Annotated in this window: 23 protein-coding genes; 8 read left to right on the top strand and 15 right to left on the bottom strand. The window is 67.2% G+C overall.

What is annotated here, in order from left to right:
* Positions 1-255: 255 nt before the first annotated feature.
* From GFK26_RS17010 to GFK26_RS17000, 3 genes are all read right to left on the bottom strand, one after another.
* A complete protein-coding gene (locus GFK26_RS17010; protein ID WP_153282991.1) occupies positions 256-1380 on the bottom strand; it encodes a 3-deoxy-7-phosphoheptulonate synthase in 1125 nt (374 codons plus the stop codon).
* A gap of 91 nt (positions 1381-1471) precedes the next feature.
* On the bottom strand, positions 1472-2242 hold the full coding sequence (cysE, locus tag GFK26_RS17005) for a serine O-acetyltransferase (RefSeq protein WP_153282990.1): 771 nt from the start codon (positions 2240-2242) through the stop codon (positions 1472-1474).
* An 88-nt stretch (positions 2243-2330) separates the two neighbouring features.
* Positions 2331-3062, bottom strand: coding sequence for an RNA methyltransferase (locus GFK26_RS17000; RefSeq protein ID WP_101489639.1), 732 nt, complete (start codon positions 3060-3062; stop codon positions 2331-2333).
* Between the two features lie 132 nt (positions 3063-3194).
* On the opposite strand from GFK26_RS17000, the gene GFK26_RS16995 reads away from it, so the two are divergent.
* Genes GFK26_RS16995 through GFK26_RS16985 form a run of 3 tightly spaced genes read left to right on the top strand, consistent with a single transcriptional unit; the run spans position 3195 to position 7572 of the window.
* Positions 3195-4247: an inositol monophosphatase family protein gene (locus GFK26_RS16995; RefSeq protein ID WP_153282989.1), complete on the top strand. Its 1053-nt coding sequence runs from the start codon at positions 3195-3197 to the stop codon at positions 4245-4247.
* Entirely contained in the window at positions 4247-6487 is a 2241-nt protein-coding gene (locus GFK26_RS16990) for an FUSC family protein (RefSeq protein ID WP_153282988.1), read from the top strand. Before GFK26_RS16995 ends, GFK26_RS16990 begins: the two co-directional genes overlap by 1 nt.
* Positions 6487-7572 (top strand): mechanosensitive ion channel family protein, encoded by a 1086-nt coding sequence (locus GFK26_RS16985; RefSeq protein ID WP_153282987.1) that lies wholly within the window; start codon positions 6487-6489, stop codon positions 7570-7572. Before GFK26_RS16990 ends, GFK26_RS16985 begins: the two co-directional genes overlap by 1 nt.
* A gap of 103 nt (positions 7573-7675) precedes the next feature.
* Here the strand turns inward: GFK26_RS16985 and GFK26_RS16980 are convergent, their stop codons facing one another.
* The 3 genes from GFK26_RS16980 to GFK26_RS16970 form a co-directional block, all read right to left on the bottom strand.
* On the bottom strand, positions 7676-8839 hold the full coding sequence (locus tag GFK26_RS16980) for a serine hydrolase domain-containing protein (protein ID WP_194273893.1): 1164 nt from the start codon (positions 8837-8839) through the stop codon (positions 7676-7678).
* A gap of 289 nt (positions 8840-9128) precedes the next feature.
* Complete coding sequence (locus GFK26_RS16975; RefSeq protein WP_153282985.1) at positions 9129-9515, bottom strand: DUF4148 domain-containing protein; 387 nt, start codon at positions 9513-9515, stop codon at positions 9129-9131.
* Between the two features lie 143 nt (positions 9516-9658).
* On the bottom strand, positions 9659-10117 hold the full coding sequence (locus GFK26_RS16970) for an Lrp/AsnC family transcriptional regulator (protein WP_153282984.1): 459 nt from the start codon (positions 10115-10117) through the stop codon (positions 9659-9661).
* 107 nt (positions 10118-10224) lie between these two features.
* Here GFK26_RS16970 and GFK26_RS16965 point away from each other — a divergent pair, with 107 nt between their 5' ends.
* Positions 10225-10848 (top strand): LysE family translocator, encoded by a 624-nt coding sequence (locus tag GFK26_RS16965; protein WP_099791153.1) that lies wholly within the window; start codon positions 10225-10227, stop codon positions 10846-10848.
* A gap of 8 nt (positions 10849-10856) precedes the next feature.
* On the opposite strand, the gene GFK26_RS16960 is transcribed toward GFK26_RS16965, so the two are convergent.
* From GFK26_RS16960 to pcaQ, 5 genes are all read right to left on the bottom strand, one after another.
* The gene (locus GFK26_RS16960; RefSeq protein WP_228122071.1) at positions 10857-11255 is read right to left on the bottom strand and encodes a TfoX/Sxy family protein; all 399 of its coding nucleotides are present in this window, start codon (positions 11253-11255) and stop codon (positions 10857-10859) included.
* Between the two features lie 5 nt (positions 11256-11260).
* Positions 11261-11923 (bottom strand): suppressor of fused domain protein, encoded by a 663-nt coding sequence (locus GFK26_RS16955; RefSeq protein ID WP_194273892.1) that lies wholly within the window; start codon positions 11921-11923, stop codon positions 11261-11263.
* Positions 11924-11963: 40 nt separating this feature from the next.
* Positions 11964-13163 carry a DUF418 domain-containing protein gene (locus GFK26_RS16950; protein WP_153282982.1) on the bottom strand — a complete coding sequence of 400 codons (1200 nt, stop codon included), beginning with the start codon at positions 13161-13163 and terminating at the stop codon, positions 11964-11966.
* The gene (locus tag GFK26_RS16945) at positions 13160-13771 is read right to left on the bottom strand and encodes a TetR/AcrR family transcriptional regulator (protein WP_153282981.1); all 612 of its coding nucleotides are present in this window, start codon (positions 13769-13771) and stop codon (positions 13160-13162) included. The genes GFK26_RS16950 and GFK26_RS16945 overlap by 4 nt, the downstream gene beginning before the upstream one ends.
* 81 nt (positions 13772-13852) lie before the next feature.
* On the bottom strand, positions 13853-14782 hold the full coding sequence (gene pcaQ / locus GFK26_RS16940; RefSeq protein ID WP_153282980.1) for a pca operon transcription factor PcaQ: 930 nt from the start codon (positions 14780-14782) through the stop codon (positions 13853-13855).
* Positions 14783-14918: 136 nt separating this feature from the next.
* On the opposite strand from pcaQ, the gene GFK26_RS16935 reads away from it, so the two are divergent.
* Positions 14919-15935, top strand: coding sequence for a tripartite tricarboxylate transporter substrate binding protein (locus tag GFK26_RS16935; RefSeq protein ID WP_153282979.1), 1017 nt, complete (start codon positions 14919-14921; stop codon positions 15933-15935).
* Here GFK26_RS16935 and GFK26_RS16930 read toward each other — a convergent pair.
* Positions 15907-16509 (bottom strand): MarR family winged helix-turn-helix transcriptional regulator, encoded by a 603-nt coding sequence (locus GFK26_RS16930; RefSeq protein WP_153282978.1) that lies wholly within the window; start codon positions 16507-16509, stop codon positions 15907-15909. The genes GFK26_RS16935 and GFK26_RS16930 overlap by 29 nt on opposite strands.
* Positions 16510-16662: 153 nt before the next feature.
* On the opposite strand from GFK26_RS16930, the gene GFK26_RS16925 reads away from it, so the two are divergent.
* From GFK26_RS16925 to GFK26_RS16915, 3 genes are read left to right on the top strand one after another with little or no spacing between them, the layout of a single operon-like run.
* A complete protein-coding gene (locus tag GFK26_RS16925) occupies positions 16663-17667 on the top strand; it encodes a Bug family tripartite tricarboxylate transporter substrate binding protein (protein WP_153282977.1) in 1005 nt (334 codons plus the stop codon).
* Positions 17668-17696: 29 nt separating this feature from the next.
* Entirely contained in the window at positions 17697-18725 is a 1029-nt protein-coding gene (locus tag GFK26_RS16920; protein ID WP_416222497.1) for a Bug family tripartite tricarboxylate transporter substrate binding protein, read from the top strand.
* 22 nt (positions 18726-18747) lie between these two features.
* Positions 18748-20082 carry a sulfatase gene (locus GFK26_RS16915; protein ID WP_153282976.1) on the top strand — a complete coding sequence of 445 codons (1335 nt, stop codon included), beginning with the start codon at positions 18748-18750 and terminating at the stop codon, positions 20080-20082.
* 296 nt (positions 20083-20378) lie between these two features.
* Here the strand turns inward: GFK26_RS16915 and qatD are convergent, their stop codons facing one another.
* The 3 genes from qatD to qatB are packed head-to-tail and all read right to left on the bottom strand — an operon-like array spanning position 20379 to position 22899.
* Positions 20379-21071, bottom strand: a complete 693-nt coding sequence (gene qatD, locus GFK26_RS16910) for a Qat anti-phage system TatD family nuclease QatD (protein ID WP_416222496.1) — start codon at positions 21069-21071, stop codon at positions 20379-20381.
* Between the two features lie 38 nt (positions 21072-21109).
* Positions 21110-22396 (bottom strand): Qat anti-phage system QueC-like protein QatC, encoded by a 1287-nt coding sequence (gene qatC / locus GFK26_RS16905; protein ID WP_153282974.1) that lies wholly within the window; start codon positions 22394-22396, stop codon positions 21110-21112.
* Positions 22393-22899 carry a Qat anti-phage system associated protein QatB gene (gene qatB, locus GFK26_RS34690; protein WP_228121666.1) on the bottom strand — a complete coding sequence of 169 codons (507 nt, stop codon included), beginning with the start codon at positions 22897-22899 and terminating at the stop codon, positions 22393-22395. The genes qatC and qatB overlap by 4 nt, the downstream gene beginning before the upstream one ends.
* Positions 22900-23213 lie beyond the last annotated feature (314 nt).

Here is a 23213-nt window from a genome sequence, read left to right as displayed (position 1 = left end):
CTCGTAACAATTGGAAAACTGTTTGCTTTGTTTACATTTTGCCAACAGTTCAAGGGTCGCATGCGTGCACGGAATGGGTGCATGACGTGGCCGAACGCCCGTTGCCGAAGTGAATTTCAACCCCGGCGGGGCTCGGCGGCTGCCGGGGCGCCCTCGTCTCCTTGATCCGGCTATGCGAAGCGCGCAGCCTTCACGGGCGCGCCAGGCCGCAGCCCAGCCCGAAGCGGCCGCGAGTGCCCCTGCGCCTCGCCGGTCTCAGGCCGTTGCCAGCCGCCGCCGCGCCTTCACCGCCGACGCCAGCCCTTCGAGCACCGGCACCGTCTGCGCAAAGCCGATGCAGGCGTCGGTGATCGACACGCCGTGCTTCAGCGCGACGCCGGGCTTCAGGTCCTGCCGGCCTTCTTCGAGATGGCTCTCGATCATGATCCCCGTGATGCGCCGCTCGCCGGCCGCGATCTGGGCGGCCACGTCTTCGGCGACCACGATCTGCCGCTGGTGCTGCTTGCTGCTGTTGCCGTGCGACACGTCGACCATCACTTGCGGGCGCAGGCCGTTCGCCAGCAGCGCCTCGCAGCTCGACGCGACATCGGCCGCCGAATAGTTGGGCGCCTTGCCGCCGCGCAGGATCACGTGGCAGTCGTCATTGCCGCGTGTCTCGAAGATCGCGGCCATGCCCATCTTGGTCATGCCCATGAAGGCATGCGGCGCGCGGGCCGCAAGAATGGCGTCGGCCGCCACCTTCACGCTGCCGTCGGTGCCGTTCTTGAAACCGACCGGGCAGCTCAGGCCCGACGCCAGCTGCCGGTGGCTCTGGCTCTCGGTGGTGCGCGCGCCGATGGCGCCCCAGGCGATCAGGTCGGCAATGAACTGCGGGCTCAGCAGGTCGAGAAACTCGGTGCCGGTCGGCAGGCCCAGCGTGGTCAGCTCCAGCAGCAGGCGCCGCGCGCGCTCCAGGCCTTCGTTGATGGCAAAGCTGCCGTCCAGGTGCGGGTCGTTGATGTAGCCCTTCCAGCCGACGGTGGTGCGCGGCTTCTCGAAGTAGGCGCGCATCACGATGACCAGGTCGTCCTGCAGCGAATCGGCCACCTTCTTCAGGCGCTGTGCATATTCGATGGCCTGGTCGTGGTCGTGGATGGAGCACGGGCCGACCACCACCACCAGCCGGTCGTCGCGGCCGTGCAGCACGTCGGCAATGGCCGCGCGGCTGCCTTCGACCAGCGCGAGCGTGTTGTCGCGCACGGGCACGCGCTCCTGCAGCAGCGCGGGGGTCATGAGGGGACGCACGGCGCCGATGCGCACGTCGTCGATGCGGGTGGTGTCGAGCGTGCTGTCGCGGGAGCCGACTTCGGCGTCATGGAGGGGGTCGTCGAGGCGGGGCATGGTCGTGGGTCTTGTGTCGAGGAGGGTTTCCTCGATTGTCCCCTCGAAGCCGGCCACCGCCGGCGCGACCCCGCCCCCCCCTCTCCCTCTTCTACTTGCCGATGAGCTGCGTGAGCTTGTCGGCCTCGAAGCTCTCGCCGCGCGCCGCATCGCCAGGCACGCAGTCCTTCGTGCCCGGCTGCGCCGACAGCTTCTCGATGGCCTGCCACAAGAGCGCGATCTGGTGCTCCTGGCTCGACGCGTTGTCGATCAGCCCGCGCATGGCCTGGCTCAGCGGGTCGTCGTCCTGCGTGATGCCGTAGGCCGTGAACTTCTGCGGCGCGGACACGTCGGCGCTCTCGCCCTCTTTCGACGGGATGATGCGCGCGGGAATGCCCACCGCGGTCGCCCCGGCCGGCACCGGCTTGATGACCACGGCGTTGCTGCCGATCTTGGCGCCGTCGCCGACGACGAAGCCGCCCAGCACCTTGGCGCCCGCGCTCACGACCACGTTCTTGCCCAGCGTCGGATGGCGCTTGGTGCCCTTGTAGAGCGAGGTGCCGCCCAAGGTCACGCCCTGGTAGATGGTGCAGCCGTCGCCGATCTCGGCGGTTTCGCCGACCACCACGCCCATGGCATGGTCGAAGAACACGCGCTCACCGAGCTTGGCGGCCGGGTGGATCTCGATGCCCGTGAGCCAGCGTGCGCAATGCGCGATGAAGCGGGCCGGCCACTTGAAACCGTGGGTCCAACAGGCGTGCGCCCAACGGTGCAGCACCACGGCGTGGAAGCCGGGATAGACCGTGATCACTTCCCAGGCGCTGCGGGCGGCGGGGTCGCGTTCGAGGATGCACCGGATGTCGGCGCGCAGGCGAGAGAACATCGCTGCCTTTGTTGTCGTTATATCGATAGGGGCCGGGCAGTCTAAAGCCGGGCGTCTTCGCGTACGCGCGATGGGGTTTTGCGGCGGCTCAGCTGCCGCGCGGCGGCCGGGTCGCGTCGCTCATGGCCTTGGCAATGCCGCGCAGGATGTGGATTTCCTCAGGCGTGGGCTGCGCGCGATTGAACAGTTGCTGCAGCCGCGGCATGAGCTTCTTGGGCGCCGCCGGGTCGAGAAAGCCGATGTCGACCAGCGAGCGCTCCCAGTGGTCGAGCATGCCGGCCACGGCCTGCGCGTCGGCCGCCTGCACCGGCGCGATGGCCTCGCGCACGCCGTAGCCGCCCAGCGCCAGGCGCCATTCGTAGGCCACCACCTGGATGGCCGCGCCCAGGTTGAGCGAGCCGAACTTCGGGTCGGTGGGAATGGTCAGCGCCACGTTGCAGCGGTAGACGTCCTCGTTGCGCATGCCGAAGCGCTCGGAACCGAACAGGAACGCCACGTGCTGGTCGCCCTGCTTGCCCAGCGGCTCCAGGTGCTCGCGCGGCGTGCGCGTGGGCGGGCCGAAGTCGCGCGGGATCATGGCGGTGGCGCACAGGTGGGTCACGCCGTCGAGCGCTTCATCGAGCGTCTCGACGATGCGCGCGTTGTTCAGCACGTCCAGGGCGCCGCTGGCGCGCTGGATGGTTTCCTCGCGCCGCAGCACGTTGGCCCAGCGGGGCGTCACCAGCACCAGGTCGTCGAAACCCATGGTCTTCATGGCGCGGGCGGCGGCGCCCACATTGCCGGCGTGGCTGGTCTGGATGAGGATGAAACGGGTGCGCATGACGGGTGGGGAAGACACAAACGGCCTGAGCCGGTAAAATGCCCGATTCTCGCCGCCCGCATCGCCGGGCCGCAGGGTCGCCCAGATTGCACTCTTGGGGACCTCTCCCACCCGTTCTTCTCACAATCCAGAATGTCGTCCCCCAACCTGCATCCTATGCTCAATGTGGCCGTCAAGGCCGCACGCGCCGCCGGCGCCATCATCAATCGCGCTGCCCTCGACGTCGAGGCCGTGCGCATCTCCCAGAAGCAGGTCAACGACTTCGTCACCGAAGTCGATCACGCCAGCGAGAAGGTCATCATCGAGACCTTACTGGGCGCGTACCCGGGGCACGGCATCCTGGCCGAAGAATCGGGCACCGAATACGGTGCCAAAGACTCCGAATTCGTCTGGATCATCGATCCGCTCGACGGCACCACCAATTTCATCCACGGCTTCCCGGTCTACTGCGTGTCGATCGCGCTGTCGGTGCGCGGCAAGATCGAGCAGGCGGTCGTTTTCGACCCGTCGCGCAACGACCTGTTCACAGCCACCAAGGGCCGCGGCGCCTACATGAACGAGCGCCGCATCCGCGTGTCCAAGCGCGTGAAGCTCAGCGAGTGCCTCATTTCCACCGGCTTCCCGTTCCGCACCGGTGACAACTTCAAGCAGTACCTGGCCATCATGGCGGACATGATGCCCCGCATGGCCGGCCTGCGCCGCCCCGGCGCCGCTGCGCTCGACCTGGCCTACGTGGCCGCCGGCTTCACCGACGGCTTCTTCGAAACCGGCCTGAACCCCTGGGACGTGGCCGCCGGCTCGCTGCTGGTGACCGAGGCCGGTGGTCTCATCGGCAACTTCACGGGCGAGCCCGACTTCCTCGACCAGCGTGAATGCCTGGCCGGCGCCCCGCGCGTGTACGGCCAGCTGGTGCCGCTGCTCGCCAAGTACTCCAAGTTCGCCAACGTGGACGACAAGCTGCGCGCCAGCGACCGCGTGCGCGCCGTGTCGGCCTCGACCCGCTCGACGCCCGACGACGCCTCGACCGACCTGTACGCCCGCAGCACCGTGACCGACCAGACCGCCGCCTCGCTCGACGGCAGCGTGGAAGCCCCCGCGGCTGCACCCGCCGCGCCGGCCGCCCCGCGCAAGCTCACCCGCATCAAGCGCGAGGCGCCCGCCGAGGGCGACGCCTCCGCCAAGTGATGACGGGGCCGGGCGCCGCCGCGCGGGTTCGCGCGGCGTTGCGCATTGCGCTGAGCCACTACGTCGCGAGCGGGCTCACCGTCGCGCTCGGCCTGCTCGTGATCTCGGGCGGGGTGCACCTGTGGCTGGGCACCCTGGCCGCCTCGGCCGCCGCCACTGGCGTGATCGTCACGGCACCGCCCGACCTGCCCGGCCCGCGCCGCGGCAAGTTTTTGCAGATGCTGCCGGCGCCGCTCATCGGCCTGCCGCTGTTCTTCGCGGTGCAGATGCTGCACGGCGCACCGATCCGCCTCGGGCTGCTGCTGGTGCCCGCCACCTTCATGGCCTTCGTGGCCATGGCCTGGGGCAAGCGCGGCATTCCCATCGCCATCGCGGTGATGTTCTCGATGATCTTCTCCATGGCCACGCCGGCCCCCGCCGGGCTGTCCGACGCCATCGCACGCACCACCGAGTTCGGCCTGGGCGCCGGCCTGTACGTGGTGTGGGCCACGCTGGCCAACCTGCTGCTCAACGGGCGCTATCGCACGCAGTCGATCGCCGACGTGCTGTTTTCGCTGGCCGCGCTCATGCGCACCGAGGCCAGCCAGTTCACGCCGCAGGACGAAACCCGCGACATCCGTGACACCCCCGCCTCTTTGCTGGGCCAGTTGCTGCGTGAGCAGGCCGCGCTGGCCGACCAGCTCCAGGCCACGCGCGACATCGTGCTCGAGTCGCCGCGCACGCCGCGCCGCCAGCGGATGGCCGGCATGCTCGTCATCGTGCTCGAGATGCGCGACCAGCTGCTCGCCAGCGAACTCGACCTCGATGCCCTGCGCGCCCATCCGTCGCACGCCCAGGCGCTGGTCGAGATGCGCCGCATCCTCGAAGAGCTGGCCGACGAAACCACCGGCCTGGCCGATGCGCTGCTCATGCGCCGCCACCCCGCCGCCGTGGCCGACCGCCGGCCGCGCCTGGCCGCCATCCACGTGACGGCCGACGACGAAGACACGCACGGCCAGATGGGCCCGTCGGCCGCCATGCTCGCGCGCGGCCTGGCCAGCCGCATTGGCCACATCAACGACGAGGTGCTGCGCCTCGCGGCCATGGCGCGCGGCGACGTCGAGCCCAACCTGGCCGTGGTGCGCGCCAACTGGCAGCTCTTCGTGAGCCCGACCGACTGGTCGCTGCGCCCTTTTCTCGCGCTGTGGCGCTGGGACGCGCCGCCGCTGCGCCACGCCATTCGTGCGGCGCTGGCCATCGCGGCCGGCTACGGCATCGCCGTGTCGATGCCCTGGGGTTCGCACGACTACTGGATTTTGCTGACCATCGTGGTGGTGCTGCGCGGCAGCCTCTCGCAGACCCTGGAACGGCGCAACAGTCGCGTCGCCGGCACGCTGCTGGGCTGCGTGCTCGCGGTGGGCCTGCTGTCGGCGCACCCCTCGGCGCTGATGCTGCTGGTGAGCGTGACCATCGCGCAGGCCATTGCCCACAGCTTCGCGGTGCGGCGCTACCTCGTCACCGCCGTGGCCGCCACCGTGCTGGGCCTGCTGCAGGCCCACATGCTGAACACCGGCACGGCGCCCATCTTTGCGCTGTTCGAACGCATCGCCGACACGCTCATCGGCGCCGCACTGGCCTGGGGCTTCTGCTACGTGCTGCCTTCGTGGGAGCGCACGCAGATCCCGGCGCTCGTGGCGCGCGTGCTCACCGCGCAGGCACGCCACGCGCGGCTCGCGCTCGGCCTGGGCCAACTGCAGGCCATCCAGAGCAGCCCCGAGCTCGAATGGCGGCTTGCGCGCCGCGAGGCCTACGACAGCCTTTCGGCGCTGGTGCAGGCCACGCAGCGTTCGCTCTCCGAACCGCGCGCCGTGCAGCCGCCGCTCGAACCGCTCGAGCATCTGCAGGCCCACAGCTACCAGCTGCTCGCGCAGCTCAGCGCCGTCAAGTCGATGCTCGTGCTGCGCCGCGACCGCCTCACGCCGGGCGACATCGAAGGCCCGCTCGTGCGCACCGCGCAACGCATCGAGGCCGCCCTGGGAACCATTCCGATCGCAGGGCCCTCTCACCCCGAGAGCACGGGTGCCACCACTGTCGGCGGCCCCATTCCCTTGCCTGACCCGTTCGACAACGACATCAGCCCCTGGCTGGTGCGCCGGCTCGACCTGGCCACGGCGCTCGCCACGCAGCTGCGCGACGACGCAGCGCGCATTCTTCAACCACTGAACGACAACACCCCAGAAGCAAAGACCACCACCGCCTGATGACCCAAGAGTTCCTTGCACACCCCTGGTTCGGCACCTGGATTGCCGCCCTGATCGCCGTTCCCCTCGCCCTTCTCGCCCACCGCATCGGTGGCATGGTCCTGCGGCGGATCACCCGCCCCGCCCCCGCCGTGCATGCGATGGTGGTCAACTGCACCGCCCCCGCGCGGCTGGTGCTGCCGCTGACGGCACTCATGATGGTGTGGCAGGCGGCGCCCGAAGACCTGCGCTATCTGGGCAGCGTGCGGCATTTCACGGGGCTGCTGCTCATCGCGGCCAGCACCTGGTTCGTGCTCAAGGCCATCAGCGGCTTTGCCGACGGCGTGCTCGCGCAGCACCCGTCCGACATCTCCGACAACCTGCAGGCGCGCCGCGTGCTCACGCAGACCCGCGTGCTCGCGCGCACCGCCATGTCGATCGTCGTGGTGGCCGGCGGCGCCATGATGCTCATGACCTTCCCGGGCGCGCGCCAGGTCGGCGCCAGCCTGCTGGCCTCGGCCGGCGTGATCGGCATCGTGGCCGGCCTTGCGGCCAAGCCCGTCTTCAGCAACCTCATCGCGGGCCTGCAGATCGCGCTGTCGCAGCCGATCCGCATCGACGACGTGCTCGTGGTCGAAGGCGAATGGGGCCGGGTCGAAGAAATCACCGGCACCTTCGTGGTCGTGCGCATCTGGGACGACCGCCGCCTCATCCTGCCGCTCACCTACTTCATCGAGAAGCCCTTCCAGAACTGGACCCGCCACTCGGCCGAACTGCTCGGCTCCGTCTTCTTCTACCTGGACTACGGCATGCCCCTGGCACCGCTGCGCGCCGAGGTCGAGCGCATCGTGAAGGCCGCGCCCGAGTGGGACGGCCGCTTCTTCAACCTGCGCGTGACCGACGCCACCGAACGCACCATGCAGGTCCGCGTGCTCTGCACCGCGGCGACCTCCGGCCTGGCCTTCGACCTGCGCTGCAACGTGCGCGAAGGCGTCATCGACTTCATGCAGCGCGAGTACCCGCAGTTCCTGCCGAAGATGCGCTTCGAGGGGACGGATCCGGCGATGGCGCAGCCGGACGTGTTGCGGCACGCGGCGGCGGGCTGAGAAATTGCAGGTAGCCGAGCGGGCTGCACGATTCATCTCCAAGCCTCTGCAGAGGCTAGCGAAAAACACGGAGCCTCGTTGGCCGTGCATGGCAATCAAGTGGCTATCTCGCGGTGACGGCGGCTTGGAAAAGTGCATAGATCTCTCGCTGCCAATCGCCAGTGCCATCGATGCCCGTCTGGGCCAGCACTGTCTGAGTAGGAACATCGATGAGCACGCGTTGCCCTTCTGCGCCACTGAAGAGTGGCCTGGTTCCATCAGACTTTGTGTGCCAGATGAATGCCTTGTAAGCAGCAGGAAACGGTGTGCCCAGGGCGCCGTAGCGAACCTGTGCTTCGTTTGACTCCCAGCGGCCATAGCTCTCCATCCATTCTCGGCTGACGATTTGCTTACCGTTCATTTGGCCGCCCTGTGCGACTAACCGACCTAGGCGACTCCAGTCACGGAGGGTCGCGGCAAACCCAATACAGTTGAACTCATTGCGATGACGATCCGTCAGCCATGTCGCATTGGCCTCAGCACCCATCGGTCTCCAGAGGAACTGCTCGGCGTACTCTGACAAGCTCATGCGAGTGGCAGCTCTCAGAACCATCCCAATAGTCAGTGGGCATAGCTCGTTGTAGTTGAATCGACTGCCTTCGACCTCCCGTCGCACATTCCAATCGCGCACTGTCGGTTTGATATCTGCACGCGGACCGGTAAGCGCGGCTGGATAAATCGTGTTGTTGGCTTGATCGTGAACAATCTCAGCGCCGCTCGACATGTTCATCAGGTTGCGGAGGCTGACCTCGCCGTGAAGCGTTCCCGCCAGCCACGGCACGTAGAGAGACGCTTTGTCCTCCAGTGAGGCAATCAGTTTCTGATCAATTGCGATGCCTAAAAGAAGAGACGTAACACTCTTCGACATGGACCAACCCATCATGCGCATTTCGGGCGTACGACCAAACTGGTACTTTTCCCACCAGACTTCTCCGCGTCGCGCGATCAGCAAGCCCGTCACCGGTGACGTCGCCATATAGTCGTCAGGCGTCTTCGAAACGCCATTGAAGTGATAGCGCAGGTCGCTTCGGGGTCTATCTTGCAGCGGGTCTTCCTGCCCGCACTGAATCGTGCGACTTGGCAGCATCGCCTCAAAACCGCCGGAAAAATTTCCTACGCGCATCCGCTTATCGCGGGAGAGGCCGCGAGGCGTCCCCCAGCCTGTCGGATAGCCAGACGCACGCCCCCACGGATCTTCGTCCTCCGCCAGCGAAATCATGGGATGCATGATCGCGGCCCCACCTGAAAAGAGAAGTACTCGGCGGCGCATGTTGGTTCTGATATTTGAGGTGACCACTGGATTCAGCCCGAGTATGAGTGCATGCGCCTTCGTAGAAGGAAGGGCGCTTCCCAACTCTTTTGCAATCGCTTGAGCCGCGATTCCGGAGCTAATAGCGAAGTCCCCTTTGAATCCGGCGCTCTTCGATCATTGCCCAACGTGCAAAGCGCCAGATTCTTTGGTCGCACCTAAGAAGAGCAACAGAGGGGCCTGAAATATCTCGCAAGTCCCAGCGCCCTTACCGTGCAGGCACCACCACCGGCGCCCCCAACCGCGAGGCGCGCTCCCAGCCCGGTTGCGACTGCGCGCGCTCCAGCTCCGCCGCCACCTCCGCCCGCGTGCGCGGCTGCGAGGCCTTCACGGGAATCGGTGCGCCCCAGCGCAGCACGCCGGCCCACTCGGGGCTTTGTTGCGCGGCGCGCAGTTCGGCCACCACTTCGGCATCCGTCTTGCCCGGTCCGGCGTTTTCAGGGTGTTCCTTGATGCCCGCTTCGTTCGCCGCGAAATGCGCGCCGGCCTCGACGTGCTGCGGGCTGCGCGACGCAGCCGGTTGCGCACCGGCCACGAGCGGAACCGTCGCTGCGGCCACGGCCGCCAGCATGAAAGCCATCTTGCTGTTCTTCATGTGTCATCTCCTTCGAATGGCGCCGAAGAAGAACACCCTCATCGGCGATGGCGGTGTCTTGATGACCGCCATGCCGACACACTAGAAATGCAACGCCGTCGCGATGCGGACGGCGCCATTACAACGAGGCAATCGCCTGCAACTCAGTCGGGCAGCGAGCCCGCCGGCGCCGCCACCGCGCGCGCCGCGATGGGCACCGACATCACGATTGACGTACGGGTCTCGCCCAGGTGGTTGATGCTGCTCACGAACGACTCGAGGTGCTCGATGTCGCGCGCGACCACCTTCAGCACGTACGAGTCCTGCCCCGTGACGTGGAAGCACTCGAGCACTTCGCGCCGGCCGTCGAGCAGCTTCAGCAGCCGGGCCTTTTCGGGTTGCGCGGTGGTGATGCCGACGAGTGCCGTCACGGTGTAGCCCGCCTTGCGCGGCGGCACCACGGCGCGGTAGCCCTCGATGACGCCGGCTTCTTCGAGGCGCTTCACGCGCTCCGAGGTGGAAGGCACCGACAGCGCCACCTGTCGCGCGAGCGCCGTGAGCGAGGTGCGCGCGTCCTGCTGGAGCGCGTCGAGGATCTGCCAGTTCTTGGCGTCGATTTCCATGGATCTAAGGCCCGATTGAGAATTTCGCTTCCGATTTCAGGCAACGCATGCCGCGCGCCTGAATTTCGCCATTCTCGTCACGGGAGCCGCATCGAACAATCGTCGGCATGGACTTCCCTCTCTTTCTCAAGGCCCTGGTCATCGGGCTCTCGATTGCCGCGCCGGTCGGCCCCATCGGCCTGCTGTGCATCCAGCGCACGCTCGCGCACGGCCGGACCATCGGCTTTCTCAGCGGCCTCGGCGCCGCACTGGCCGATGCCTGCTACGGCGCGATCGGTGCGTTCGGTGTGTCGGCCGTGGTGTCGACGATGGTCGCGGCGCGCGTGCCGCTGGCGCTCGGCGGCGCGGCGTTTCTCGCGTGGATGGGCGTGCAGCTGCTGCGCGCGCCCGCCGCCACGCAGGCCCGGGCCGCGGAAGACGCGGCCACGCCGGTGAAGGCGCTGCTGTCGGTATTCGTGCTCACGCTCGCCAACCCGATGACGATTTTGTCGTTCGTCGCGGTGTTCGCCTCGCTGGGCAGCGGGCATGTGGGCAGCGGCAGCGGTGCGGCGCTCACGATGGTGCTGGGCGTGTTCCTCGGCTCGGCGCTGTGGTGGCTGGGGCTGTCGAGCATCGTGTCGATGGTGCGGCACAAGCTCGGCGCGCGCGTGCTGCAGAGCATCAACAGGCTGTCGGGCGCGCTGCTGCTGGGCTTTGCGGTGTTTCAGCTGTCGACGTTGCTGTCGCGCTGACGAATCAGCTACCCGGCTTTGGCCGCCGGCTTGCGGCGCGCGGCGGGCTTGCGCGCACCCAGCGCGCTGGCCAGCGCCTTCGTCGCCCAGTCGCGCAAGGCGTGCGGGTCTTCGAGTGCATCGACCGGCGCCTCGTAGTAGCTCGCGACTTTCACGGTCGAGGCGCTGGTCGCGTACGAGAACGGCACCGCGCCCAGGCGCTCGAAGTCCGGCCGGGTGGCGTCGTCCACGCGCAGGTACAGCGTGCCCTTCATCACGAAGGCGAACTGCACGCCGGCCTGCACGAGGCCGAAGCCACCGAAGAAGCGCTTGACGTCGATGGGGCCCATCGCGCCCAGCGACTCGGCCAGCTCGAGCGCTCGCCCATGCGAACGCTCGGCACCGCCGACGGCGGCCGCACCCTTCACGCGGCTCAAGCGACCGCCTTGCGTCGCGCGTCGGTCACAGGCGCGCCGCCGTGCACTTCGAGCAAGCGCAGCAGCGCCTCGGAGCTGTGGGCCTTGGCCCAGTCGCGTTCGGAATCGCCGATGCCGACGAGGTGCAGGAAGTCGAAGCGGCCCGAATCGAGCTGCGCCATCGCGGGGTAGTGCTTCGGCTCCATCAGCACCACATGGCGCAGGGCCACGGTGCCTTTTTCGCGGATCGCTTCGCCGACGGGAATGCGGTCGCCGTAGTCGAAGGGCTGCTTGTCTTCACCGAAGTGCGAGTGCGCGAGCAGCACGTTGTAGGCGAGCAGGCGGCGCAGCAGCTTGATCGCCCACTGGTCCTGCGGCTGCGACGGCACTTCGATGACCAGCTCGGAGCCGATCCACGAATAGCCGTCGGGGTCGTAGTCGGCCGGCTCGGTTTCCCAGGGTGTGGAGGCGCCCGAGGTCACGTACAGCCAAGTGTTGCGCACGGGCGTGGGTGCGAACTCGAACACGCCCAGGTGCAGCCAGCACGGATCGACGTCTTCGGCGCCCAGCGCCTTGAACTCGTCGAAGTCCAGCACGTAGATGCCGGTGCGCTCGGGGCCGAACAGGCGCGGGTAGAGCGTCTCTTCGCGGTAGGCCCACACGTCTTCCATGGAACTCATCGGCGCATCCTCCTCGTTGGAACGAGGGGATTCTCGTCGTTCAGCGTGAACTGCGCGAACGATACAGCGCCGGCCATTCGAGGTTGGTAAAAGCGCGCAACACCCACTCCACCGGGCCATACGCAAAGCGTGCCAGCCACCAGCGGCTGAGCACCAACTGCGCGCCGAAGATACCGAAGGCGACCATCAGGCTCACGAACGGACCGAACTCGCCGATGAGCCGCAGCCCGTACGCCAGGAAGAGCCACGCGCACACCGCCGACTGCAACAGGTAGTTCGACAGCGCCATGCGCCCCGCCGGTGCGAGCACCCGGGCCACCCATGCGCCGCGCGGCGAATCGAACAGCAGCATCAAGGCGCCGACATAGGCGGCCGTGAGCAGCGGCGCGGTAAAGAGCCCGGCGGCCAGGGCCAGCACGTCCCAGCGCGAACCCGGTGCGAAGACGCTGGCCCACGCATAGAGCGCCGCGCCCGGCACGCCCACGAGCAGCCCCGGCACCAGCAGCCGCTTGAACAGCGGCCGGCTTCGCCGCGCCCGCGCGAACAGCCGGCGCCGGCCCTCGATGACGCCCGCGAAGAACATCGCCAGCGCCATCGGCGCCTGGATCAGCCCGAGCACGATCCACACCTGCGTCAGTTCGTACAGGCGCTGGCCGATCACCGTGACGGGCGTGCCGCGGTAGGCCGCGAGCGCCGACATGGCCTGCGCCCACGCGGCGTGGGTGTCGGGCGCGTCGCCGAGCAGCGCCACCAGCACGCCCACGACGCCCCACACCAGCGCCGTCGCGAGCACCAGCCGCCGCGCCCAACGCGCCAGCAAGGCATCGCTGCGCGCGCGCACCGCCAGCAGCACGACGCCGAGCACCGCATAGGTCGTGAGGATGTCGCCGTGGAACAGCAGCACCGCATGCAGCGCGCCGATGAGCCACAGCGCGGCAAGCCGGCGCGACAGGCGCGGCACGAAAGGCTGGCCGCTGCGTTCGGCCGACTGCATCTGCAGCGTGAAGCTGTAGCCGAACAGGAACGAGAACAGCAGGTAGAACTTGGTCTCGAAGAGAAAGGCGATGGCAAAGGCCGCGGCGCGGTCCAGGCCCGTGCGCATCATCGGGTCGGGCAGCGGCAGGCCGTAGAAAGGCGAGGCGAACGCGCCGATGTTCACGACCAGGATGCCCAAGAGCGCAAAGCCGCGCAATGCATCGACAAGCGACTGGCGCTCGACGGGAGCGGGCGTGGCGTTCATGCGCGCCTCCCCGGCTTCGCGAGAAAGCGGCCCACCACGCGCCGCAGCATCGGCGCCTCGCGCGCAGGGTCGAAGCCCGTGTCGAGCGCCAGGCGCGAGAACACGCCGTCGATGAGCGCGGCGATCCAGTTGGCTGATTGCACGGGGTCGAGCTCGGGGTCGATCTGCCCGCGCGCCGCGGCCTTGCGCAGCAGGGCGGCGAGGCCGTCGCGCATGTCGGCGTCGCCCGCGGCCACGCTGGCACGGACCACCGGGTTGCGCAGGGTCTCGGCGGCCACCTCCAGCGCCAGGCGCGAGTAGCTGCGGTCGGAGGCAAAGACCATCACCACGTCGAGAAAAGACAGCACCACCTCCAGCGGGTCGGACGGGTCGTCGTCGATCGCGGCGAAGTACGCGGCCGTGTCGCGCCGCTCTTCTTCGGCAATGGCTTCGATGATGGCGTTCTTGCTCGCGAAGTAGTGAAAGAGGTTGCCGGGGCTCATGCCCGCGGCGGCGCAGATCTGCGCGGTGGTGGTGGCGTGGAAGCCGCTGCGGGCAAAGCAGTCGGCGGCGGCCTCCATGATCTGGCGGCGCTTGGCCTGCTGGCGTTCGGGGTCAACTTTGCGCACGGGGGTTCTCGCGGATGGCAGTCATCCGCCATTATTAGACCGAGCGCTCGATCTATTCTGAAGGAACCCTGAAGAAACCCTTCAGGAAGCGCGCGTGGCCGCGATGCCCCGGATGGTGTCCAGCAGCAGCCGCGCGCCCTCGCCCGTCTCGCCGCCGCGCCGTACGGTCACGCCCACGGGGCCTTCGGTGCTCGCCGTGTCGATGGCCACGCGCTTCAACTCGCCACGCGCCACGAAGCCTTCCACCGCGCCCTGCGGCGCAAACCACACCGCGTCGGAGCGTTGCAGCAGGCCCACGGCAAAGCTGGTGTCGGTCGCCTCCACCAGCCGGGCCGGCAGCGCGACGCCTTGGGCGATGAGGAAGGCGTCGGCCGTGTGCCGGATCAGCGTGCCCGACACCGGCAGCACCAGCGGGTAGGCGGCCAGCGCGTCGAGCGTGGGCTTGCGACGCGAGGCCAGCGGATGGCCGGGCCGCACCACCAGCAGCAGCACCTCGCTGTACAGCTGCTCGAAGGCCAGGTCGGCCATGGCCGAGGCCTGGGCGAGCCGGCCGAGCACGAGGTCGATTTCGCCCTGGCGCAGTTGCGTCATGAGCTGCGCGTTGGTGCCGCTCACCACGCGCACGCGCATCGCCGGGTGCGCCGCATGCAGCCGCGCGACCGCCTCGGGCAGCAGGTGCGCCGCCATGTTGGGCAAAGCACCGACCACCACGCGCAGCTGGTCGGCCTCGGGCTGGTCCATCGCCAGGCCCAGGCCTTCGCGCAGGCCGCGCAGCGCCGACACGGCGTGTCGCACCAGCACCTCGGCGGCCGGCGTGAGCTCCACGCCGCGGCGACGGCGCAGCAGCAGCTGGCGCCCGACGATCTCTTCGAGCTCGGCCACCGTCTTCGACACCGCCGGCTGCGTGAGCGACAGCGCCTCGGCCGCGCGCACGAGGTTGCGCTCTTGCGCCACCATGACGAGGCATTGCAGGTGGCGCATCTTCAGGCGCTCAAAGTTCATGGCTGACATGCGGTTCTCCTCGAAGCCAGTGGGGCGACGTGCTTTCAAATATAACCAGAGGGAATAGCTGGCAGAAGAGAGTTCAGTTGTGCCGCGCCGCGCAGCCTTCTAGAGTGCTGTGGATACGGAGACAGACAAAGCAGCCATGACCACGATTTTTTCCTCGAAGCCCACCACTTCTTCCTTCGGCGCGCGCCGCCGCCTCACGCTCGCCGCCGCCTGCGCCGCGCTGGCCCTCGGCTTCGCCGCCCCGGCCGCGCAAGCCCAGGCGACGTACCCCGCGAAGCCCGTGAAGTTCCTCGTCAACTTCCCGGCCGGCGGCCCCATCGACATCCTCGGGCGCGCGCTGGCCGATGCGCTGCAGAAAGACCTGAAGCAGCCCTTCGTGGTCGACAACCGCCCCGGCGCGGGCGGCAACATCGGCGCCGACGCCGCGGCCAAGAGCCCGGCCGACGGCTACACCGTGCTGCTGGGCATCGACAGCACCTTCACCATCAACCCGCACCTGTACGCGTCGATGCCCTTCGCGGCGAAGGACCTCAAGCCGCTGATGATCTTCAGCTCGTCGGGCCTGAGCTTCACCACCGCCGCCTCGGTGAAGGCGAAGACGCTGCCCGACTTCATCACGCAGGCCAAGGCCGAGCCCGCCACCTTCAGCTCGGCCGGCAACGGCAGCCCGGGCCACATTGCCGCCGAGATCTTTGCGAGCGCGACCGGCGCGAAGATCGTGCACGTGCCCTACAAGGGCAACGCCCCGGCCGTGATGGCCATGCTGGGCAACGAGGTGCAGGCCGGCATCGTCGCCACGCCCGGCGTGCTGCCGCACATCCAGGCCGGCAAGCTGCGCGCCCTGGCCGTGACGGGCCGCCAGCGCGCACCGCTGCTGCCCGAGGTGCCCACCGTGGGCGAGCTGGGCCTGAAAGACCTCGAGTTCGAAGTGCTCTACCTCGCCATGGTGCCGGCCGCCACGCCCGAGCCCGTGATGCAGACGCTGCGCCAGTCGCTGCACAAGGCGCTGGCCCTGCCCGAACTCAAGGCCCGCCTGGCCTCGCTCGACATGGTGCCGCTGGCCGAAACCGATGCCGCCGCCACCACGCGCCTGGCCACGGCGCAGGCGCGCTACGGCCGCATCGTCAAGGCGACCGGGATGAAGGTGGACTGACGGCCTTGGCCTTGCCGGTGCGCGTCGTGCTGTTCGTCTTGCCGTTGCCTGCTGCTGCTGCCGCCGCAGCCGCCGCGTGGCGCCCCCGGTCGGCCTTGGGCAGCACGGCCTGCGCGACCATGGTTTCGGCGTGCGCCTGCAGCCGGAGCAGCGCGTCGTCGAAGCGCGCGGCATCGTCTGCGTCGAGCGTGCCCATCAGCTCGGCGTTGATGCGCGTCACCAGCGGAAACAGCTCGTCGTACAGCGCCTGCCCCGTCGCCGTGAGGCCCAGCCGCACCTGCCGCCGGTCGCCCGCCAGCGCCGTGCGCGTCACCAGCCGCTTGGCCACCAGCGAGCCCACCGCCTTCGAGGTGCGCGCCCGGTCGAGCTGGGCATGCTCGGCCAGCTGCGACGAACCCAGCTCGCCCCGGCTGGCCAGCACCGCGATCAGCCGCCACTCGCGCCGCGTGATGCCGAAGCGGCCCTCGCACAGCCGGATCACCATGCTGCCCGCCACCGCGAGCAGGCGCGACAGCCGGTACAGCAGCAGGTCGTCCAGCGGGCGGCGCGGCGGGGTGGCGGCGTCTTCGGTCATGGGGCGGGGTCTCGAAAGGCCGGGTAAATCCGGGCGATGGTTGATTTGATCAATCGACTGTAGCGTCTCCAGAATCGTCCGCAGCCGCGGCCACCCGCCCCGGCCACGCACCGACCACTGCAGTACGCCGAACGAGACACGGAGACATTGACGATGCCCCAGCTTCCCGACCCGACCCGCCGCCGCACCCTGGCCACCCTTGGCGGGCTGGCCCTTGCACCGCTTGCTCCGCTTGCGTTCGCGCAGCAGCCGCCCGCCTTCACCCCCGGCCAGCCCATCAAGGTGCTCATCGGCGTGCCCGCCGGCGGCACGCAGGACGTGCTGACCCGCGCCATTGCCCACCAGGTGCGCGATTCGCTCGGCCCGCTCATCATCGACAACCGCTCGGGCGCGGCCGGCCGCATTGCCGTGGAGGCCGTGAAGAGCGCGGCGCCCGACGGCCACACCCTGCTGCTGGGCACCGCGAGCATGATGACCATGTTCCCCAGCGCCTACCGCAACCTGTCGTACGACCCCATCAAGGACTTCGTGCCGCTGGTGAACGCCGCGCGCTTCGAGCTGGCGCTCACCGTGCACAAGGACGTGCCCGCCAACACGCTGGCCGAGTTCATCACCTGGGCCAAGGCGCAGGGCGACAAGGTGAGCTTCGGTTCGTACGGCGCCGGCACGCCCTCGCACTTTCTGGGCGAAATGCTCAACCGCGCGGCCGGCCTGAAGATGGTGCACGTGCCCTACCGCGGCTCCACGCCCGCGCGCCAGGACGTGATGGGCGGCACCGTGCCCGTGTACTTCGACACCATCGGCGGCGCGCAGCAGATGCTGCCCACCGGCCGCGTGAAAGTGCTGGCCACCAGCGGCGACAAGCGCTCGCCGCTCATGCCGCAGCTGCCCAGCTTCGTCGAGAGCGGCTACAAGGACGTGGTGGCCACCGCATGGTTCGCCTACTACGCGCCGCTGAAAACGCCGCCCGCCACCGCCGAGAAACTGCGCGCCGAAATCATCCGCGCCGTGAACTCGCGCGACGTGCGCCAGCAGCTGCTGCAGAACGGCATGTACCCCGTGGCCGACGGCCCCGAGGCGCTCGTGAAGACCATGCGCGAAGACATCGCCCGCTGGGCCGGCATCATGAAGGCCGTGAACTTCCAGGCCAACGACTGACCGACCGACAGACCCCAAGGACACCCTTCATGATCTCGCGCACCCTCTCCGCTTCTTCCGCCTCCTTCAACCCGGCGCGTCGCCGCCTCGCCGCCTTGCTGGCCATGGCCGGCATCGTGGCGGCCATCGCCGCTCCCACGCTCGCACGCGCGCAGGCTGCCCAAGCCGCACTCGACAGCCCGCTGCGCATCGTCGTCGGCTACGCGCCCGGCGGCGCCACCGACCGCGTGGCGCGCATCGTGGGCGACAAGCTCACCGCCAAGCTCGGCGTGCCCGTCATCGTCGAGAACAAGCCCGGCGCGGGCGGCCGTTTGGCCGCGCAGCAGGTCAAGGCCACGCCCGCAGGCCAGAACGTGCTGATGCTCGCCAACCCCGCCGTGATGATCGTGGCGCCGCTCGTCTTCAAGGACAACGGCTACGAGCCCGAGCGCGACTTCGTGCCCGTGTCGCACGTCAATGCCTACGACTTTGCGCTGTCCGTGTCGCCCACGCTGCCCGTGCGCGAGCTGAACCACTTGCTCGCATGGATGCGCGCCAACCCGCAGCAGGCCAACGTGGGCGTGCCCGCCACCGGCAGCCTGCCGCACTTCTTCGGTCTCATGGTGGGCGAGAAGGCCAAGGTGCAGACCCAGGTGGTGGGCTACCGCGGCTCGGCCCCGCTGCTGAATGATTTGATCGGCGGCCAGGTGCCCATTGCCGTCGACACCGAAGACGTCGTGCTGCCGCAGCACAACGCCGGCAAGCTGCGCATCCTGGCGCTGTCGGGCGAAAAGCGCTCGCCCTTCGCACCCACCATTCCGACCTTCAAGGAAGCCGGCCTCGACCTCGCCGCCGCCGGCTGGAACACCTTCTTCGCGCCGGCCACCATGCCCAAGGAGAAGGTCGAGCGCCTGGCCACCACCATCCACGCCGTGATGCAAGACCCCGACACCCAACGCAAGTTCAAGGACGCCGGCATGACGCCGGTGGTGAGCACCCAGGCGCAGACCGCCGCGATGCTCAAGGCCTACAAGGCGCAGTGGGCACCTGTGGTCCAGAAGTCCGGTTACCAGCCCTGATCGAAAAACCTCTCAGCGACCTATGACGACACGCAGCAGCACCCGCCCCAACATCATCTTCATCGTGGCCGACGACCTCGGCTATGCCGACCTCGGCTGCTACGGCGGCCGCGAGGCGCCCTTCGGCCGCGTGTCGCCCGTGCTCGACGGCCTGGCCGCCAACGGTTTGAAGCTCACGCAGGGGTACTCCAACTCGCCCGTGTGCTCGCCCACGCGCTTCGCGATGATCACCGCGCGGTACCAGTACCGCCTGCGCGGCGCGGCCGAAGAGCCCATCAACAGCAAGAGCCGCGGCAGCACCACGCTGGGCCTGCCCACCGAGCACCCCACCCTGCCGTCGCTGCTGAAAGACAGCGGCTACAAGACCGCGCTCATCGGCAAGTGGCACCTGGGCTACCCGCCCAGCTTCGGCCCGTTGCGTTCGGGGTATGAAGAGTTCTTCGGCCCCATGTCGGGCGGTGTCGACTACTTCACCCACTGCGATTCAGCCGGCCGCCACGACCTCTGGTACGGCGAAGAAGAGCACAAGGACGACGAGGGCTACCTGACCGACGTGCTGTCCAAGCGCGCCGTCGACTACGTCGAGCGCATGGCCACGCAAGAGGCGCCCTTCTTCCTGAGCCTGCACTACACCGCCCCCCACTGGCCGTGGGAAACCCGCGACGACGCCGACAAGGCGCCGCTCGTGAAGGACAACCTGTTCGACCTGTCGGGCGGCAACATTCATGTGTACCGCCGCATGATCCATCACATGGACGAGGGCATCGGCTGGATCATGGCCGCGCTCGAAAAGCACGGCATGGCCGACAACACCCTCGTCGTGTTCACCAGCGACAACGGCGGCGAACGCTTCTCCGACAACTGGCCGCTGGTCGGCGGCAAGATGGATTTGACCGAAGGCGGCATCCGCGTGCCATGGATTGCGCACTGGCCGAAGGTGATCGCCAAGGGCAGCGAGAGCACCCAGCTGTGCATGACCATGGACTGGTCGGCCACCATGCTCGACGCCGCCGGCGTGAAGGGCGACGCGGCGTACCCGCTCGATGGCGTGTCGCTCATGCCCGTGCTGAAAGACGCCACCCAAACCTTCCGCCGCCCCCTGCACTGGCGCATGAACCACCGCGGCCAGGAAGCGATGCGCGACGGCGACTGGAAGTACCTGAAGGTCGACGGCAACGAGTACCTGTTCAACATTCCGGCCGATGAGCGCGAACGCGCGAACCTGGGGAAGAAGGAGCCGCAGCGGCTGGAGGCGATGCGGGCGCAGTGGCAGGAGTGGAATTCGACGATGCCTGCGATTCCGGCGGATGCGACTGTGAGTCTTGGGTATTCGGTTAGGGATATGCCGCAGAGGTGAAGCGCGAGTGCCGGGAATCCATCGCTGGAAAACGTTGATTTCGGAGCCCTCGTCCCTCAAGTGCTGCTACCGGCAGCGCGTATGTGGCCGCGTCAGACGGGCACTGGTCGCTTGAGTTTGATGCCCGAACGACCGCGGCTTCCCAAGCCAGTCATCCGCAGTCTTTCCTCCATTGTTCGGGCCGATCATGATGTGGAGGCCGTCCTTGAATTGGAGCGTCAGGTCGTTGAGCCGCCATTCGACATGGACAGGCCGCAGCGGAAAAAATTGTGAACGGAGCGTCTTACGGCAGCCAGTTAAGGCTGGCTAGAGAGTAGCCGCCGGAGATTGTTTTGTAGCTGCTTCTCGACGGCTTCGCGAGGCATAGCCCAGATCTCTGACAGCGTCGAGCAAACCTCCCAAGCGTCCCACGGCTTCAGAGCAACACCTCGTTCAGTGGTGAAAGGGCCATCAGTCTCGGGTAGAACATGGTCAACCGGCATGTGACTCAACAGGCTGCGGCCCTTTTCACCTACGAGCATGGCCGGCCCGACGCTGAACCAACAGCCCAGTCGGGATGCCGTCCGAAGTTCGGTGACCCCTCCAGAGAACCAGTGCAGCACCGGAACGCCTACATCCCTGGCGGTAGCCAGGGCTTCGATGGTCCGCTGTGCTGCACCGCGCGAGTGAATGCTGATGATTCTCCCGCCTTGCTGGCGGCATTCCCCGAGCACCGCACGAAAGATGCGCTCCTGGAGTTCGAGGGACTTGCGAAATCTGGGCGATCCATCGAGGCCGACCTCACCAACGAACCGAGCCCCTTTGATCCCAGCGACTAGCGCATCCAACTCCGCAGCCTTGGCCTCGGCGACCTCGGGATGAAGACCGAGTCCGACGTGGATATTCTCCAGCCCCCGGAACACCCGCGAGGTGGCGTAGTACGCCCGTGGACTGGTTGTCACGACGAGGGTGAAGTCGTTTCTGCGATTGACCTCGCGTGCGAGTGCCAAGCCTTCGGGATACAGGTCAAGATGGGAATGGAAGTCAATCACAGGACATGGTGAGAACGCAGCAAGACCCCTAATTCTTGCAGTCCTCGCTCAACGACCCCTTCGAAGACTGCGCGGTGAGACGACTCCGCGAAGACGAACTGCCCTGCGGTGAAGGCGCGAACGCCTTCGTCCTCGACTTTCACCACAGCAGTGGCCACTGCTGCAACGTCGTTCGCCCCCTTGTCGGGCTGTGCAGCCTTCAAATCGGGATAGACATACACCGCAGTGGTATCTGAGATTCGGGACCGCAGAAAGGCTGATCGGCGAACCATGCAGGGCACACACCGACCACAGTGCCGCAATCCGTATACGCTAAAGCGGCCACAGCTTGTTGACATCCCGGCCAAGCCTTTCAGTCTGTCTGGGTCGAGACAGTCAGCCATCATCTCTCCCTTGGTCTTTGCAGCGTATGGGAGTCGCAAGGTCGCGGGAATCCCTAGGCTAGCCCACAGGGTTTGAAGCCGCTGCATGAAAACTGGGTGTGTGGTCTTGGTACTCAAGCTCCCAACTCGGCCAACGGTCAAGGGCACATTGAGGCTGATGAGCCCGTTCTCTGGAACGAAGACCTCAACGGAGCTGGCCTCGGACGCGCGTGCGTGACTGTCGGCAGCAAGCGCTGCGAAAGCGAAGAAGACAATAGACCGACCACGTGTCGAGCCCTCGCCTTCGCGCTGTGGTTTCAACCAAATATTTTGATTCCATTGCAGGTGGCGTTCACCGCCACCGAATGTTTTTGCGTACAAGACTTGCGTCTCCGAGTCACCCTTGGCGATGTGCGAGACGAAAATGGGGCGCCGACGTTGAGCGGTCAGGTCCAGTGCTCCAATCAGGCTATCAAGCCCGCCCGACAGGAGCGATACGCAGTCCGCGTCATAAGCCACGGGGTGTTTCGAAATCGGCGGCGGATATCCGCCTTCGACGAAACGCAAGCGCCAGAAGTCGCCCGTCAAGAACCGCAGCGCCTGTTCGATCTCAATAGTCAACCTCCCGAAGGGGGCGGGCTCATAGAGAGCCACTTCCAGCTCGATGGTTCTCGTCCAGCCGTCGGCCGAAAGACTGCGCTCCACTGCATGATCGGCAGCGTTGACCGCTAATGCTAGGGTTAAGAAGTCCCAACTTGCTGCGCTAGGCACCAGCCCGGCCTTCTTGACCTCATCAATGAGCGATGTTCCTACAGTGCTCACGTCGGGCAGTCCGTCGTGCGCATACATCGAAAAGTATGTGGTATCAGCGTGACGGGCTTCCGGAATCTGGTCCTTGGGCGCACAGAAAATCTTTGTCATAGCTCTGCCTCAAACAGCTCAAAGGTCATCTTCAGTGCCTCTTGCAGGATGCCGTCTAGCTGGGTGCGCGATGGATTGGCAATGGTGCCCCGCAGCAGTTCTACATGTGCCCCAATTTCGTTTCTGAGGAAGCGTCGCATCTCCTTTTCCCGGAGAACAGCTGTTCGCGGGTCAAGCTGCGAGCTTTCGAAGATTGGGCCGAGGTCGAAGCAAAGCCGGTTGCCTGCCTCGATTGCTAGGTAGCCCTTCATCAGTTCCCAGATGTCGTTGACCTCCATGCTCAAGGGGTCGATGGCGGGGTCGTCCTTGATGAGTTCGGACAAGGCGTGATCCATCGCGTCGCGGAGCGAATCTTCGTCCGCGCTTCCGCCAGGGGGCGCCAGCTCTCGAACGATGGCGTCCACTACGTCTTCTGCCGACGGGTTGGTTTCGCGCAGGTCTTCGACCCATTTGCGGGCTTCGGCTGTTGTTCCTTGGCTGACGGCGTTGAGGAACGAGAACAATGCGGAACCGGCACTAGTGGAAGCGCGCATGCGGCTGGCCGCGGCGCCTGCACCTCCACTACCTCGACGGGAATAGTGACCGACTGCACTTCGAAGGTGTTGCGTGTTCCCGGTCTTGGCGAACTTCCCGAACTCACGGCGGGCATCGCCGTATCGATTTGGAGGGGCACTGCCTGTTGGAGCGGCAGGAGGGACCGGAGGGTTCACGTCAATTGGCGCGACAGTGCCGCTCCCACCAATTCCGCCGACAACGTCGTCTAACCAGGGCGGGTCCAAGCTCACGCCACTGCCCGGCCCCAAACTGGATGTGGAGG

This window comes from Variovorax paradoxus (genome assembly GCF_009498455.1).
GTDB classification, from domain to species: Bacteria; Pseudomonadota; Gammaproteobacteria; order Burkholderiales; family Burkholderiaceae_C; genus Variovorax; species Variovorax paradoxus_H.
This window is presented reverse-complemented; position numbering and strand designations above follow the sequence as displayed.

Coding starts and splice junctions, on each gene's coding strand:
- GFK26_RS17010 (WP_153282991.1), bottom strand. CDS start 1,380: ATGCCCCGCCTCGACGACCCCCTCCATGACGCCGAAGTCGGCTCCCGC.
- cysE (WP_153282990.1), bottom strand. CDS start 2,242: ATGTTCTCTCGCCTGCGCGCCGACATCCGGTGCATCCTCGAACGCGAC.
- GFK26_RS17000 (WP_101489639.1), bottom strand. CDS start 3,062: ATGCGCACCCGTTTCATCCTCATCCAGACCAGCCACGCCGGCAATGTG.
- GFK26_RS16995 (WP_153282989.1), top strand. CDS start 3,195: ATGTCGTCCCCCAACCTGCATCCTATGCTCAATGTGGCCGTCAAGGCC.
- GFK26_RS16990 (WP_153282988.1), top strand. CDS start 4,247: ATGACGGGGCCGGGCGCCGCCGCGCGGGTTCGCGCGGCGTTGCGCATT.
- GFK26_RS16985 (WP_153282987.1), top strand. CDS start 6,487: ATGACCCAAGAGTTCCTTGCACACCCCTGGTTCGGCACCTGGATTGCC.
- GFK26_RS16980 (WP_194273893.1), bottom strand. CDS start 8,839: ATGCATCCCATGATTTCGCTGGCGGAGGACGAAGATCCGTGGGGGCGT.
- GFK26_RS16975 (WP_153282985.1), bottom strand. CDS start 9,515: ATGAAGAACAGCAAGATGGCTTTCATGCTGGCGGCCGTGGCCGCAGCG.
- GFK26_RS16970 (WP_153282984.1), bottom strand. CDS start 10,117: ATGGAAATCGACGCCAAGAACTGGCAGATCCTCGACGCGCTCCAGCAG.
- GFK26_RS16965 (WP_099791153.1), top strand. CDS start 10,225: ATGGACTTCCCTCTCTTTCTCAAGGCCCTGGTCATCGGGCTCTCGATT.
- GFK26_RS16955 (WP_194273892.1), bottom strand. CDS start 11,923: ATGAGTTCCATGGAAGACGTGTGGGCCTACCGCGAAGAGACGCTCTAC.
- GFK26_RS16950 (WP_153282982.1), bottom strand. CDS start 13,163: ATGAACGCCACGCCCGCTCCCGTCGAGCGCCAGTCGCTTGTCGATGCA.
- pcaQ (WP_153282980.1), bottom strand. CDS start 14,782: ATGTCAGCCATGAACTTTGAGCGCCTGAAGATGCGCCACCTGCAATGC.
- GFK26_RS16935 (WP_153282979.1), top strand. CDS start 14,919: ATGACCACGATTTTTTCCTCGAAGCCCACCACTTCTTCCTTCGGCGCG.
- GFK26_RS16930 (WP_153282978.1), bottom strand. CDS start 16,509: ATGACCGAAGACGCCGCCACCCCGCCGCGCCGCCCGCTGGACGACCTG.
- GFK26_RS16925 (WP_153282977.1), top strand. CDS start 16,663: ATGCCCCAGCTTCCCGACCCGACCCGCCGCCGCACCCTGGCCACCCTT.
- GFK26_RS16920 (WP_416222497.1), top strand. CDS start 17,697: ATGATCTCGCGCACCCTCTCCGCTTCTTCCGCCTCCTTCAACCCGGCG.
- GFK26_RS16915 (WP_153282976.1), top strand. CDS start 18,748: ATGACGACACGCAGCAGCACCCGCCCCAACATCATCTTCATCGTGGCC.
- qatC (WP_153282974.1), bottom strand. CDS start 22,396: ATGACAAAGATTTTCTGTGCGCCCAAGGACCAGATTCCGGAAGCCCGT.